Genomic DNA, 14,422 nt, shown 5'->3' on the forward strand with positions numbered 1-14,422 from the left:
CTCACTCCACAGCGGCGGCGTCGCGGGCGGTCGGGCGGATGCCCAGGATCTCTTGGAAGCGGTCGCAGTAGCGCGGCCACACCTCCGGATTGAGCAGCCGGGGTGGCATGCGTCCGGCGAAGATGTCCTGCCACTGCCTGGCGGTGGCGACCGCGATATCGCGAGCCGCCTCGACGGTGATGCCGGCGACGTGCGGCGTGGCGACCACGTTGTCGAGCCGCAACAGCGGGTTGTCCGGCCGCGGGGGCTCCTCGTGGAACACGTCGAGTCCCGCTCCGCCGATCTCGCCGCCGACCAAGGCGTCGTACAGGGCCCCTTCGTCGTGTACCGGACCACGTGCGGTGGTGATGAAGTACGCCGACGGCTTCATCGCGGCGAACTGCTTGGCGCCGAACAGCCCTCGCGTCTCGGCGGTCAACGGACAGGTGACCTGAACGAAGTCCGACCGTTCGACCAATTCGTCGAGCCCGACCAGGGTCGCTCCCCTTCCGCGGGCGGTCGCTTCGTCGACGTAGGGATCGAAGACCAGGGTTTCCATCCCGAACGGGGCGCACAATTCCACGAGCCGACCACCGATGGCACCCAGGCCGACGACACCGAGCGTCTTGCCCAGCAGTTGGCTGCCCCGCAGCGCCAACCGATCACCGAGCGGACCGCTGCGTAGCGCCCGGTCGGCCGCGGTGATCTTCTTGGCCAAGTCGAGCATCAAGCCCAACGCGTGTTCGGCCACCGCCTCAGCGCCCGGACCGGAGTTGTTACACACCGCAATTCCCGCGCGCGTGCACGCCTGGACGTCGATCACGTCGTAGCCGGCGCCCGCCGAGCACACGGCGAGTAGCTGTCGGCAACGGTCCACCAGCGCCTGCCCGACCAGCCACTGCGCACCGTCGGCGATAGAGGCGACGTCGGTGCGCGTGACGACCTGATATCCGTGTGCGGATTCCAATGCCGCCCAACCGTATTCGTCGGGCACCGCGAGGTCGAGTTTGACGACCTCCACGTCGCCACCGGCCAGGATGTCCCCGGTGACCGGATCGGTCCATCTCTCGTAGACCAGCCGCGGCCGGGTCCTCATCGGTTGATTTTGGGTTTCGCCTGCGCCGCCTTGAACATGTCGGCCAGTTCCTCGTTGACGTTCTTGTAGTCGTTGCGGGCGATCGAGCCGTCACGCCCTAGTACGGGGTCGTAGCCCAGCCGCAGGTCCTTGTTCTCCATGTGGAAGTACTCCCGCCCGATGGGGAGGCGGCGGTCCTCACGCGGCACCTCCATCCACGCCCGAAGGAAGCAGCGTGCCCTCTTCGGATCGGTGCTGCTGACGAAGTCCGACCGCGAGTGGCACATCGCGAAGTTGTTGGCGACGGCCGCTTCGCCGGATTCCAGCCGGAACTCGACCTGCTGTTCGACGAGGATGTTGCGCAGCAACTCGATGGCCTCGTTCTGTTCCGGGGTGAACTCGCGGCCGAGTGTATGCATCGCGGGCAGGATGCTGCTGTAGGTGAAGTTGATGCAGATACGACCGTCGATCTGGGAGAACACCGGTACGTCGTACGGCGTCACGTCCGGTTGATCGTCGGGTTGCTCGCTGCGCCGGTGATGCGGGAAGCCCTGGTAGAGCACGGGCAGCAGGTCAGGCCGCTCGTTGAGGATCCGGTTGTGCGCGGCAGGCCCACTGGCGAACTGGCTTTCGCCGCCCTCGGCGGCCGGGTACACGCACAGCAGCGACAGGATGTCGGCTGCGTCGTTGTGCATCGCGAGCTCCGCCCTCGACTTCGTACCGCGGGCGGGCTGTACTCCGTTGGGCAGTACCTCCTCCTGGACCCGCACCATGCGATGGCCGAAGGAATTGTTCGACACGAGGTAGCCCAGGTGGGTGCAGAATGCCCAGTAGATGCGTTCGATATCCTCGATTGAATGCTGCTCGACCGGGAATCCGCGCACGCACGCCAGGCCCTTACCGAACATCAGGTCCTGATACAGCCGGGCGAGGTCGTCGTCGAGGTCCGGATGCCGAGCATCTTCTGGTGTGATGTCGTCACGGTCCTTGTGCGCGGTCTTGGCCAGAATTGACTCGAGCGCGGCCACATTGCGCGACGACAGGTCGAAGGCGAAGTCCTCCTTGCTCGTGAAGTCGGCGCCGGTCCATGCCATCGGGTCGGTGACTTGCTCGGTGTAGATCGCGGTGGGCATCCGTCCTCCTGTTGTCGTGACGAGGCTTTCGGTTATCGGCGGGCCGTGCGAGTTTCGAGCCCACGCAAAGCGTGTGCGCGGGCAGTGGCGGCCTCGGTCATCATCCCGACGTCGGTTCCCGCCGAGATGAATCTCAGACCCAGCCCTGCAAAGCGTTCCAGCAGGTCAAGGGACTTGATCCCCGCCACTCCCAGCGCCACACCATGTGCACGACAGGCCGCTGCGACCGAGTGTACTGCACTGTGGAAATGCTCATTCTCATATTCCCCGTGGATGCCCATTTCCGCGGTCAGATCACTGGGGCCGAGAAGGATCATGTCCACGCCGCCGACGGCCGCTATCTGGTCGCAGGCCGCGACCGCCTCGGGGGTTTCGATCATCACCGCGACCACCGTGTGGCGTTCGAGTTCGGCCGTGAGTTCGGCGGCCGGGCGTGGGACGTATCCGCTCACCGCGTTGGGGCCGGAGATGGACCGATGACCGACCGGCGGGAATCGAGCGGCGTCAACGACCGCCTGTGCTTCCTGTGCCGAGTTCACGTGCGGCACAATCACTCCCACTGCGCCGCCGTCGAGGACTCGGGCGATGACGCCGGGATCGAGCGACGGCACCCGCACCAGGCCGGAGATGCCGGCGCCGAGCGCGGCGACACAGAGCATCCCGGCCGCCTCGAGAGAGCACGAGGTGTGCTCCAGGTCGATATAGACGGCGTCGTATCCGCAGGCCGCCGCGACCCCGGGGACGTCGGGGGTGCGGGCATTCAGCAATGCGAGGCACAACACCAGGCGATCGCCCCGTAAGGCGTCTCGCAGCGGTCCCGGCACCCACCCACGGTAACCGACCGAGAACGGGGATTCCACTAGCTCGTTAACGCCATTATCGGTGTGGTAACCATTACGTATGTCCGGAAACCGGGTCGCCGTCGTCGGTGCGGCACTGTCCGATTGCGGGCGGGTGCCCGACAAGACGGCGATGGCGCTGATGGCGCAGGCCGCACGACGCGCCGTGGCAGACGCCGGCTTGACGAAGGACGACATCGACGGCTTCGGCGGCCACGGGACGTTGTTGCCGCCCATCGAGGTGAGCGAATACCTGGGCCTGCGACCGAAGTGGGTCGACGCCACCAACGTCGGCGGATCATCGTGGGAGGTGATGGCGCGACACACCGCCGCGGCGATCGCCGCAGGCGAGATCGACGTCGCCCTGCTCACGTACGGGTCGACCGCACGCTCCGACGTCAAGCGGCGGGTGCGGGCCTCGGCGGCGACGCTGAGCACCGGGGGCGCCATGCAGTTCGAAGCGCCCTACGGCGCCACACTCATCGCCAAGTACGCCATGGCGGCCAGGCGCCACATGATCGAGTACGGGACGACCGAAGAGCAACTTGCCGAGGTCGCCGTCGCCGCGCATGAGTGGGCGGCGATGAACGAGAACGCCTTTGAGCGCGAAAGGATCACCGCCGACGATGTCGCGGCGGCACCGATGCTCGCCGACCCCTTCACCTCGAAGCACGTGTGCCTGCGAACCGACGGCGGGGGTGCAGTGGTGCTCGCCGGCGAACGGGTGGCGAAGGACTGCGCCAAAGAACCGGTCTGGATCCTCGGCGCCGCCGACGCCGCATCGCACGTGAGCATGAGCGAGTGGCCCGACTTCACGACATCCGCGGCGGCACAATCGGGTCCGCGCGCGTTTGCGCAAGCGGGAGTGAGGCCGGCCGACATCGACGTGTGCCAGCTCTACGACTCGTTCACCTCCACCGTGCTGCTCACGGTGGAGGATCTGGGTTTCTGCGCCAAGGGCGAGGGTGGTTCGTTCATCGGCTCCGGCGCACTGCGCCCGAGCGGTGCGCTACCCACCAACACCGACGGCGGTGGCCTCGCCTCGTGCCACCCTGGCATGCGCGGGATGTTCCTGATGGTCGAGGCGGTTCGGCAACTGCGCGGTGAATGCGGCGATAGACAGGTCGACGGTGCCCGGCTGGCGTGTGTGCACGCGATGGGCGGCTTCTTCACCCACAGCGCGACGATGATCCTCGGGAGGCAGTGATGGAGGCGCCCAGAGGTCAGAACCGGCCGACCATCGACACCGACAGCGAATCCTGGTGGGCGGCGGTCCAGGACCGGGTGCTGATGATCAACCGATGCAGCGCGTGCGGCCGAAACTCCCTGTACGTCCGCCCATTCTGTCCGCACTGCTGGAGTGAAGACGTACGCCTTGTGCCCGCGAGCGGCCGGTCGCGCCTCTACACGTGGAGCGTGATCCACCAGAACGCCGCACCCTTCGATGCGCGGCTGCCCTACACCGTCGCCATGGTCGATCTCGAGGAAGGACCGCGGCTGATGACGCAGCTCGCCGACTGTCCAGTCGAACGACTCTGCGCCGGAATGGAACTCGAGATCCACTTCCGCGAGGACGACGACGGGTTCGTCGTACCGGTCTTCCGGCCGGTCACCTGACTCCATCTTCCGCGAGGCGGTCGGCAAGGATCCGCGGCCGCCCCTCCGACAGCGCCTCGAGCGTATTGCGTCGCACCTTACCGTTGGCGTTGAGCGGCAGGGGCTCGTCCCAGAACACCAGCTCCTCGGGCAGCTTGTATTTCGGCATACCCGCGGCGACCAGTTCGCCGGCCACATCGGCGAGCGACAACTCGACGCCGTCGTGCAGCACCATGGCCACCGCGAGCCGTTCGCCGGTGGTCGCGTCGGCCACGGAGTACGCGGCGCACTCACGCACACCGGGTATTGCGGCCACCGCCTCCTCGACCTCCGCCGCCGGGATCTTCATGCCGTTGCGTATGACGATGTCCTTGATCCGCCCGACGATGCGCACCCGCTTCTCGCTGACCTCGGCCACATCGCCGGTTCGGAACCAGTCCCCGTCGAACGCGTCGACGTCGTCCTCGGTTTCCGTGTAACCGAGAAACGCATGCGGGCCCTTGATACAGCACTCGGTCGGGTCGCCCACGGACCCCACGCGCACGTCGACATCGTCCAGCGCCACACCGTCATCCGCGTGCCGCACCGCCTTGCTCTCGGTGCGCAGCCCCGACGTGCTCACCGGTACCTCCGACGATCCGTAGGCCCGCATGACGACGATCTCGAAATCGTCCTCGACCCGCTCGACGATGCGCCGGTCGAGCATCGTGCCGCCGAGATACACCGCTCGCAACGGCACTTCCTTCTCCCGGGCGGCCACTTCGTCGAGCAGCCGGTCGAGCAGCCGGTCCGGCCCGCCGTACCACGTCGCCCCTGACGACAGCAACAGATCGCATGTGTCTGCGGGGTCCCACCGGTCCTCGAGCGCCACCGGCGCGGCGAGCATGGGCCCGATGAACAACGCCTGCAGCACACCGGTGACCGAGGCGAGCGGGCTGATGAGGAAGATGCGGTCGTCGGCGCCGAGACCGGCCGCCGCGATGTAGTTCGCCGACGCCTTGGCCAGGGTGCTCAGCGAATGGATGACTCCCTTGGGCCGCGACGTCGTGCCCGAGGTGTAGAGCACGAAGGACGGCTCGTCGGCGGGCCGCATCGGCCGACTGGGCGCAGGCACGTCCGACGCGCGGGCGAGGTCGATCCAACGGCAGGCGTCACGCAACGCCGGTTCCCCTGTGGCAGCCCAGCCGGGAGCCACCCCGTACTCGGCGCCGGTGCGTGCCACGATGTCGGCGACCTGCGTCGGCCCGGCGCTGCGCGGCACCAGCAGCACCACCGCGTCGACCCGGGTGGCGGCGTGCACCGCGACGACCGAGCCGATGTCGTTGCCGGCCACGACCACCACCGGCGTCGCCGCACCGACACCTGCGTCTCTCAGCTTGTGCGACGCGCAGTCGACCCGTTCGTCGAGGTCTGCGTAGGTCAGCTCGGCGGCGCGGGTGACCAGCGCCTGCCGCGTCGGATACCGCTCGGCGGTGAAGCGTACGACGTCGAGCGGCCGGTCCGACCAGAAACCGGCGGCCCGATACTTGGAGCGCAGACCGTCCGCTCGCCGCCGCGCATGGCGCAGCAGCGCGGTACCCCCACTCATGGTGCCCTCCGATGCAAATGCGGATTCTCGTCCACGCAAATGTAACCTCTCAAGCATGCCGCTCATGACTTTCGAGGATCAGGTAGCCGTCGTCACAGGTGCGGGCGGAGGGCTCGGCCGCTGTCACGCACTCGAACTCGCCCGCCGAGGCGCCCGCGTTGTGGTCAACGACCTCGGCAGCGCGGTCGACGGTAGTGGTGCTTCGATCTCGGCCGCGCAGGCTGTGGTCGACGAGATCACCGCCGCCGGTGGCACCGCGATCTCCAACGGTGACTCCGTCGCGAGCGAGGAGGGCGGCGCCGCCATCGTCGCCGCGGCGGTGGATGCCTTCGGTCGGCTCGACATCCTCGTCAACAACGCGGGCATCCTCCGTGACGCGGCGTTCAAGAACATGACCGCCGAGCAGGTCGACGCGGTGCTGTCGGTCCACCTGAAAGGCGCCTTCAACGTGACCCGTGCCGCGTGGCCCATCATGCGCGAGCAGAACTACGGACGCATCGTCCAAACCACCTCTGGCACCGGCCTGTTCGGCAACTTCGGGCAGGCCAACTATGGCGCCGCCAAGATGGGCCTGGTCGGCATGATGCACGTCCTGTCCATCGAGGGGGCACGAAACGGCATCGCCATCAACGCCGTCGCACCGATCGCACGCACCCGGATGACCGAGGACATCATGGGCGAAGCAGGCAAGGCGATGGACCCGGAGCTGGTCACACCGGTGGTCGTCTACCTGTCCCACCGTGACTGCGACCGCACCGCGCACATTTACTCGGTGGGTGCGGGCAAGGTGTCGCGGGTGTTCATCGGCGTCACCAAGGGGATCGAGAACCGCTCACTCACAGCGGAATCCGTTGCCGAGGCGATCGACGAGATCGACGACAGCGCGACGTTCACAATTCGCGGCGGGCCTGGCAACGGCTGACGTCAGCGGCCCTGGAAGTTCGGTGGGCGACGCTCGGCGAACGACTTCAGGCCCTCCTGCAGGTCCGCGGTCCGCGACACCACCTCCTGCGCCCAGGCCTCCTGCTCGAAGGCGCGGTCGCGGCCCGACTCCGACGACACGGACAGCAGGCGCTTGGTCAGCGCCAGCATGACGGTGGGGCCCGCCGCCAGTCGTCCGACCAGTTCCTCGGCGGCCGCGTCGGTTTCATCCGGCGCGACCACGCGGTTGACCAGGCTGAGTCGCTCACAGGTCGCGGCGTCGACGGGTTCGCCGAGCATCAACAATTCGGTGGCCTTGCGCAGCCCTACGATCCTGGTCAGCAGGTGTATCGCGCCCGAATCGGGCAGGATGCCGCGGTGCACGAACGCCTCCACCAGCTTCGCATCCCTCGACATGACGACCAGGTCGCAGGCCAGCACCAGGCTGGCGCCGGCGCCCGCGGCCGCACCCTTGACCGCGGCGACGACGGGCTTGTCGCAGTCCAGCACCGAGCAGACCAGTCGTTGCCAACCCTTTTGCAGCATCCGGGCGATGTCGCCGGGCCTCTTGTCCGACGGAGGCTGCGCCGAATGCGGCCCCAATCCGGCACCCGAGCAGAAGTGCCGATCCCCCGTCGCTCGCAACAACACCGCACGCACAGACGGGTCGTCGCTGGCGCTGTCGAACACCTTCGTCAGCGCATCACGTGCCAACGGGGACAACGAGTTTCCGACATCCTGCCGGTCGATCGTGATCCGGCAGATGCCGTCTGCTCCGACGTCGACCCAAACCCCTGCCTGCTCTTCGACCAACTGGCTCACCCCTGCGTTAACGACGTTTCCGGTTTTCGGGTATCTTAATTTCCGCCGACGTCGCCAGCGACGATATGGGCCGAACTGAGGAGGCGATGCGTGACCCAGTCCTCGGCGGCGGGCCAGATCACCGATGAGGGCCTGTCCAGGTTGCGCGCCAGCATCGGCATCGCCGTCCCGCACACCCAGCCCCCGCATTACCTGCGGCCCAACGAGGACACCTTTCGCCATGTCGCGGAAAGCTACGGTGACGCCAACCCGCTGTGGTCGGATCCCGAATACGCGACGAAATCGGTGTGGGGCGAGCCGATCGCGCCGCCGGCGCTGGTCGGTGGCGACACCCTGATCGGTGAGGATGAGGTCACCGAGCTTTCCGACGAGGACCGCGCGGCGACCAAGGGCGACCCGCTGCGCGGTGTTCACGCCTTCTACGCCTCGTCGTCGCGGGAGTGGTGGGCGCCGCTGCGTGCCAACCGCCGGGTGTTCCGGCGCAACGCCCTTGTCGCCGCACTGGACAAGCGCAGCGACTTCGCCGGTCGCGCCGTGCACGAATGGTCGGCGCAAATATTCCGCGACGACGAGGGCACCATCCTCGGCGGCCAGTACCGCAACATGATCCGCACCGAACGCAGCAAGGCCAGGGGCCGGAAGAAGTACGAGTCGGTGGACCTCAAGACGTGGACCGCCGACGAGATCGCCGAGATCGACGAGCGGTACGCCCGCGAGGCCCCCCGCGGCGCCGAGCCGCGCTGGTGGGAGAACGTGGCCGAGGGCGACGAGATGGGCTCGCTCACAAAGGGTCCGCTCACCGTCACCGACATGGTGTGCTGGCACGTCGGAATGGGCACCGGCATGTACGGGGTGCGGCCGCTGAGGTTGGCCTGGCGCAATCGCCAACGCATCCCCCGGTTCTACACACCCAACGAGCACGGTGTGCCGGACGTCCAGCAGCGTGTGCACTGGGAGCCCAGCGCCGCCCGAAATGCGGGTAACCCGACGACTTTTGATTACGGCCGCATGCGCGAAACATGGCTCATCCACCTGTGCACCGACTGGATGGGCGACGACGCCTGGCTGTGGAAGCTCGACTGCGAGTTCCGGTTGTTCAACTACGTCGGCGACCTGCACACGATCACAGGCGTCGTCACCCGCAAGTACCTCGCCGAGGGCGACCTGCCGGCGATCGACGTGGACCTCGCGGCGACCAATCACCGCGGCGAGGTCACCGCGCCGGGCCACGCCACGATCCTGCTGCCCAGCAGGGAGCGCGGCCCCGTTCGCCTGCCCGATCCGCCGGGCGGGGCGACGAACCTGACCGATCTGATGACGGCCGTGTCGGCCCGGTTCGGGGAGCGATGAGCTACCAGAGCGTTTCCGGGCTTCGGGCCGAGCAGCAGGGCCCGGTCCTGTGTCTCACGCTGGACCGCGCCGATCACCGCAACGCCGTCAACGACACCATGCTGGACGCGATGGTCGGACACCTCGCCACCGCGGGCACCGACGAATCGGTTCGGGTCATCCGCATCGATGCCGAAGGCCCGGCCTTCTGCGCGGGTTCCGATCTGATCGCCAGAAATGCGAAGTCGGAGCGCAAACCGCGCGTGGGCAGCACCCAGCGTCGGCTGCCCAACAAGGCCAACAGGCTGATTCCACTGCTGCTCGAGACCCAGGTGCCCGTCGTCGCGGTGGTCCGCGGCTGGGCGGCGGGGCTGGGCTTCCACATCGCGATGGCGTCGGACTTCTGCATCGCGGCCGAGGACGCCCGGTTCTGGGAACCGTTCATGGCGCGCGGCTTCACACCCGACAGTGGCGCGGCCTGGCTGCTGCCCCGGCTCGTCGGGATGGTCCGCACCCGCCGGCTGCTGATGCTCGGCGAGGAGCTGTCCGGAACCACGGCCGCCGAGTGGAACATCATCCACGGCGCCCATCCCGACACCGAACTCGACGCTGCCGCACAAGAACTCGTCGATCGGCTGGCCGCCGCACCGACGGTTGCCCTCGGCCTCACCAAGTGGCTGCTCCAGAGCGGCAACGGCCTGGACCTCGACCGTCATCTGCAGAACGAGGCGATGGCGCTCGAACTATCAAGCCGCAGCGAGGATTTCAAGGAGGGTCTGGCTGCCTTCCGCGACAAACGCGACGCGAAATTCCAGGGGCGTTGACCGTGCTTCCGATAGACGAATCCACCAGCGCCGCCGAAGCCGTCGCCGCAGTCGAGCAGTGGGTGTCGGCCGAGGTGCCCGCGCAATGGCGGACCGCGGCGGCCGACGGGCCCAAAGCGTTGCGCGCGGTGCGCAGTCCAGCCGACTACCGCGCCTGGTATCCGGCATTCGCGGACTCGGGACTGGTGGCGCCGACCTGGCTGCCCGAACACGGCGGTCTCGGCATCGGCAACGACGTCGCTCGCGCCATCGAGAACGTGATCGCCCCGCTGCGGCTCACTCGGCTCAATCCGTTGGGGCTCAACAACGCCGCCGCGGCCCTGTTCAGCCACGGAACCGAAGAGCAGCGGCGGCGCTTCCTGCCGCCCATCGTCCGCAACGAGGAGAAGTGGTGTCAGCTCTTCAGTGAGCCCGGCGCGGGCTCCGACCTGGCGTCGCTGGCGACCAGAGCGGTGCGCGACGGCGACCACTGGGTGATCTCCGGGCAGAAGGTGTGGACCACCTGGGCCGACGAGGCGGACTTCGCGATCCTGCTCGCCCGCACGGATCCCGATCAGCCGAAGCACAAGGGCATCACGTACTTCCTGCTCGACATGCACCAGCCGGGTGTCGAAGTGCGGCCGCTGCGTCAGATCACCGGTGAGGCGGAATTCAACGAAGTTTTCCTCGACGGCGCACGGGTGCTCGATGCGCATCGGGTCGGGGAGGTCAACGACGGCTGGCGGGTCAGCGCGTCGACCCTGTCGAGCGAACGACAAATGGTGTCGGGGTCGGGCTCCGGCGGCATGGGCCGCCTCGGCGGCTCCAGCGCAGAGCGGTTGATCGCACTGGCCCAGGAGACCGGGCGGTGGGACGACCCCGTCGTGCGAGGCAAGATCATGCGGCTCTGGGCGCAGGAGCAGATCCGCGGCTGGACCAACGCCCGTGTGTGCGCGGCCCTTTCGGCCGGTCAATCTCCCGGAGCGGCGTCCTCGATCGGCAAGGTGCATCAGGCCACGCTCAACCAGCAGATCCAGGACCTCATGGTGGACCTACTGGGCACCGCCGCGGTGGCATGGCCGGCCACCGACGATCCCGACATGTTGCCGCGTGAGGTGCAGGGCATGATGCGCAGCCTCGCCAATGGCACCGAAGGCGGCACGACCGACATCAACAAGAACATCCTCGGCGAACGCGTGCTCGGCCTGCCGAAAGAGCCGGACCCGTGGAAAGGAAAGCCCTGGAAGGAGATTCCACGCTCTTGAGCGGCTACGAGCGACTGATCGTCGAGAAATCCGACGGCGTCGGCTGGCTCATCTTGGATCGCCCCGATGCCGGCAACGCATTCGATGCGCTGATGCTCGACGAACTCGAGGCCGCGTGGGCCCAATTGGACGCGGACCCCGACGTGCACGTCATCGTGAACACCGCCAACGGCAAGGCGTTCTGCACCGGCATGGATGTGGTTCAGGTCGCCAGGGACAAGCAGGCCATGCGCAAGCATTCGCGCCGGACCCGGGACGCCGAGCTGAAGATCTCGTCCTGGCACTGCGGCGTGTGGAAGCCGGTGATCGCGGCGGTGAACGGGGTGTGCGCTGGCGGTGGTCTGCATCTGGTCGCCGACGCCGACATCGTCATCGCCGCCGAGGAGGCAACGTTCGTCGATCCGCACGTATCGGTGGGGCAGGCGGTCGCGTATGAGGCGATCACGCTGCTGCGCAAGTCTCCGATGGAGGCGATCACCCGAATGACGCTGAGCGGCAAAGGCGAACGGATCTCGGCGACGCGCGCATACGAGTTGGGCATCGTCTCGGAGGTGGTGCCGGCGGGTCGACTCCGGGCGGCGGCCGGACAGCTCGCCGCGGCCATCGCGACCAACTCACCCACCGCGATGCGCGCCACGAAGAAGGCGTTGTGGAATTCCCTGGAGGTCGGCCTGTCCGACGCCAGAACCGCGGCCACCGCGGAGATCTGGCGTTTGCGTGATCACCCCGACCATGCCGAAGGGGTGCGGGCGTGGCGCGAGAAGCGTCCAGCACGCTGGCAACCGCTTGAACCGGTGGAGGTTTCGTGACCTATCAGAGGTTGATCGTCGAGCGGCACGGTCCGGTCGGCTGGATCACCAACAACCGGCCCCACCATCTCAACGCGTACGACCAGACGATGCGCGAAGAGTTTCCCAAGGCATGGGCGGAACTGGACGCCGACCCCGATGTGCGCGTGATCGTGCACACCGGCAACGGCAGGGCGTTCCAGGTGGGCGCAGACGTCGAGGATCTCGACGGCGAGGGCGTGCAGCAGTTCCAGGAGACCATGCGGACCCTGGACCTGAAGCTGACGGGGTGGCATTGCAACGTCGGTAAGCCCGTCATCACCGCAGTCAACGGAGTGTGCGCGGGCGGCGGGCTGCACTGGGTCGCCGACGCCGACATCGTCATCGCGTCGTCCGACGCCACGTTCGTCGACCCGCACGTCTCCATCGGTCAGGTCAGCGCGCTGGAGACGATTGCGCTGATGCGAAAGATGCCCGCCGAGGCGGTATTACGCATGGCGCTCGTCGGCAGCCATGAACGACTCACCGCCCAACGGGCATACGAGCTGGGCATGATCAGCCAGGTGGTGGACCCGCCCGAACGGTTGCGCGACGTCGCGCAGCAACTGGCCGAGAAGATCGCCAGGAACTCGCCCGCCGCGATGCGGGCCACCAAACGCGCGCTGTGGGGTGCGCTCGAGCACGGCCTGACCGACGCGTGCCGCGAGGGCGCCAAACACCTGACGTCGATGTGGGGCCATCCCGACCAGAACGAGGGCCCACAGGCATTCGCCGACAAGCGGACTCCCAATTGGCGACCGCTGGAGGCAGACTCGTGAGTCTCACCGAGCTGCTGGCCGGTCTTCCCGACACCGCTGTGCACACGCTGACGGTCGACGTTTCGCGCGACGACCTCGTGACAAGCGTGGAGCGCCTGGGCGCGATGCTCGCCGAAGCCGGCCTCGCGACCGGCCAGGTCGTCGCGGCGATGCTGCCCAACAACGCCACCACCGTCGCGGCGCTGTTCGGCACGTGGCGTGCCGGCGGCGTCTACACACCCCTCAACCCGAGGGCCGCCGATGCGGAGGTGGCCTCCCAACTCGAAACCCTCAAACCCGTCGCGGTCATCACGACGCCGGAACTGGCCCAACGATTCCCCGGATTCGCCCTACCTGTCGTCTCCGGATCGGGATTGGAGTGGACGCTCACGCCGGTTACCGGCAGGCCCGACGAGCCGCGGCAGTACGACTCGGATGTCGCGCTGCTGCAATTCACGTCCGGAACCACAGGTCCCCCGAAGCCAGTGCCGCTGCGGCACGCCACCGTGCTCGACCTGATCGACCGGCTGCTGGCCAAACTCCGGGGGACAAACAGTCCGAGCCGCAACGCAAATCGGGTGCCGATGCCCAACCTGGTGCCACTGTCGTTGTCCCTGTGGGCGGGCATCTACCAGGTGTTGTTCGCTTTTCGGGCGGGCTCCGGCGTGGTGCTGATGGACCGATTCTCACCGGCGGATTTCGCGGCGCTGGTGAAGCGCCACCAGCTGCGCTCTACGGTCCTGCCCCCGGCAGCGCTGACCATGGTGCTGCACGACGAGTCGGTCACCGACCTGTCGCCGCTGAAGATCGTCCGGTCCATCACCGCTCCCCTGTCGCCCGTTCAGGCCGCCCGGTTCCGCGACAAGTTCGGTGTGCTCGTGCTGAATTCCTACGGCCAAACGGAACTCGGCGGAGAGGTCGTCGGCTGGTCGGCCGCCGACGCCCGCGAATGGGGTGAGACGAAACTCGGTTCCGTCGGGCGTCCCCTGCCCGGCATCGACGTCATGATCGCCGACGACGAGGTGATGGTCCGCACCCCGACTACCGCGGCCCGCAAGATCGACCCCGCCTTCCTCGACAGGCTCACCGACGACGGCTGGTTCCACACCGGCGACCTCGGCTGGTTCGACGAGGACGGGTTTCTCTGGCTCGACGGGCGGGTGTCCGACATGATCAACCGCGGCGGGCTGAAGGTGTTCCCCGGCACCGTCGAAGACGTGTTGCTCGCGGCCGATGGGGTGCGCGAGGCCGCCGTTGTGGGAGTTCCCGACGAGCGACTCGGTGAAGTGCCGTGGGCGTTCGTCGCATGTGCCGACGACGCGCCCAGCGAAGACGACCTGATCACCTGGTGTCGCGAGCGCCTGACGCCCTATCGAGTTCCCGTGCGGGTGGTGTTCGTCGAGCGACTACCACGCAACGACGTCGGCAAGGTCGTCAAACGCGAACTCGCAGCGCTGGCCGACGCATAGGGCCCAACTCTGCGACGA

The 14,422-nt window shown here is 67.6% G+C and carries 14 protein-coding genes; 9 read left to right on the forward strand and 5 right to left on the reverse strand.

The window, feature by feature from the left end:
- Window position 1: 1 nt before the first annotated feature.
- From AU188_RS03580 to AU188_RS03590, 3 genes are read right to left on the reverse strand one after another with little or no spacing between them, the layout of a single operon-like run.
- Window positions 2-1,075: a hydroxyacid dehydrogenase gene (locus AU188_RS03580; protein ID WP_059162353.1), complete on the reverse strand. Its 1,074-nt coding sequence runs from the start codon at window positions 1,073-1,075 to the stop codon at window positions 2-4.
- Entirely contained in the window at window positions 1,072-2,187 is a 1,116-nt protein-coding gene (locus tag AU188_RS03585; RefSeq protein WP_059162354.1) for a TauD/TfdA family dioxygenase, read from the reverse strand. Before AU188_RS03585 ends, AU188_RS03580 begins: the two co-directional genes overlap by 4 nt.
- Window positions 2,188-2,219: 32 nt before the next feature.
- Window positions 2,220-3,047, reverse strand: coding sequence for an HpcH/HpaI aldolase family protein (locus tag AU188_RS03590; protein ID WP_059162355.1), 828 nt, complete (start codon window positions 3,045-3,047; stop codon window positions 2,220-2,222).
- Between the two features lie 40 nt (window positions 3,048-3,087).
- On the opposite strand from AU188_RS03590, the gene AU188_RS03595 reads away from it, so the two are divergent.
- Both AU188_RS03595 and AU188_RS03600 read left to right on the forward strand, forming a co-directional pair.
- Entirely contained in the window at window positions 3,088-4,233 is a 1,146-nt protein-coding gene (locus tag AU188_RS03595) for an acetyl-CoA acetyltransferase (protein ID WP_059162356.1), read from the forward strand.
- A complete protein-coding gene (locus AU188_RS03600; protein WP_059162357.1) occupies window positions 4,233-4,643 on the forward strand; it encodes a Zn-ribbon domain-containing OB-fold protein in 411 nt (136 codons plus the stop codon). The genes AU188_RS03595 and AU188_RS03600 overlap by 1 nt, the downstream gene beginning before the upstream one ends.
- Here AU188_RS03600 and AU188_RS03605 read toward each other — a convergent pair.
- Complete coding sequence (locus AU188_RS03605; RefSeq protein ID WP_059162358.1) at window positions 4,636-6,210, reverse strand: class I adenylate-forming enzyme family protein; 1,575 nt, start codon at window positions 6,208-6,210, stop codon at window positions 4,636-4,638. The genes AU188_RS03600 and AU188_RS03605 overlap by 8 nt on opposite strands.
- A gap of 55 nt (window positions 6,211-6,265) precedes the next feature.
- Between AU188_RS03605 and AU188_RS03610 the strand changes: the two genes are divergently transcribed.
- On the forward strand, window positions 6,266-7,132 hold the full coding sequence (locus AU188_RS03610; protein WP_059162359.1) for an SDR family NAD(P)-dependent oxidoreductase: 867 nt from the start codon (window positions 6,266-6,268) through the stop codon (window positions 7,130-7,132).
- Window positions 7,133-7,134: 2 nt separating this feature from the next.
- Here AU188_RS03610 and AU188_RS03615 read toward each other — a convergent pair whose 3' ends face one another.
- On the reverse strand, window positions 7,135-7,944 hold the full coding sequence (locus tag AU188_RS03615; protein WP_502687584.1) for an enoyl-CoA hydratase/isomerase family protein: 810 nt from the start codon (window positions 7,942-7,944) through the stop codon (window positions 7,135-7,137).
- 99 nt (window positions 7,945-8,043) lie between these two features.
- On the opposite strand from AU188_RS03615, the gene AU188_RS03620 reads away from it, so the two are divergent.
- From AU188_RS03620 to AU188_RS03645, 6 genes are read left to right on the forward strand one after another with little or no spacing between them, the layout of a single operon-like run.
- On the forward strand, window positions 8,044-9,303 hold the full coding sequence (locus AU188_RS03620) for a hotdog family protein (protein ID WP_059162361.1): 1,260 nt from the start codon (window positions 8,044-8,046) through the stop codon (window positions 9,301-9,303).
- Entirely contained in the window at window positions 9,300-10,106 is an 807-nt protein-coding gene (locus tag AU188_RS03625; protein ID WP_059162362.1) for an enoyl-CoA hydratase/isomerase family protein, read from the forward strand. The genes AU188_RS03620 and AU188_RS03625 overlap by 4 nt, the downstream gene beginning before the upstream one ends.
- Window positions 10,103-11,350: an acyl-CoA dehydrogenase family protein gene (locus tag AU188_RS03630; protein WP_059162363.1), complete on the forward strand. Its 1,248-nt coding sequence runs from the start codon at window positions 10,103-10,105 to the stop codon at window positions 11,348-11,350. The genes AU188_RS03625 and AU188_RS03630 overlap by 4 nt, the downstream gene beginning before the upstream one ends.
- Window positions 11,347-12,159: an enoyl-CoA hydratase/isomerase family protein gene (locus tag AU188_RS03635; RefSeq protein ID WP_059162364.1), complete on the forward strand. Its 813-nt coding sequence runs from the start codon at window positions 11,347-11,349 to the stop codon at window positions 12,157-12,159. Before AU188_RS03630 ends, AU188_RS03635 begins: the two co-directional genes overlap by 4 nt.
- Window positions 12,156-12,956 (forward strand): enoyl-CoA hydratase/isomerase family protein, encoded by an 801-nt coding sequence (locus tag AU188_RS03640; protein ID WP_059162365.1) that lies wholly within the window; start codon window positions 12,156-12,158, stop codon window positions 12,954-12,956. Before AU188_RS03635 ends, AU188_RS03640 begins: the two co-directional genes overlap by 4 nt.
- Entirely contained in the window at window positions 12,953-14,404 is a 1,452-nt protein-coding gene (locus tag AU188_RS03645; RefSeq protein WP_059162366.1) for a class I adenylate-forming enzyme family protein, read from the forward strand. The genes AU188_RS03640 and AU188_RS03645 overlap by 4 nt, the downstream gene beginning before the upstream one ends.
- Window positions 14,405-14,422: the final 18 nt, after the last annotated feature.

Origin of the sequence: Mycobacterium sp. IS-3022 (genome assembly GCF_001500065.1) — a bacterium.
Taxonomy (GTDB): Bacteria; Actinomycetota; Actinomycetes; order Mycobacteriales; family Mycobacteriaceae; genus Mycobacterium.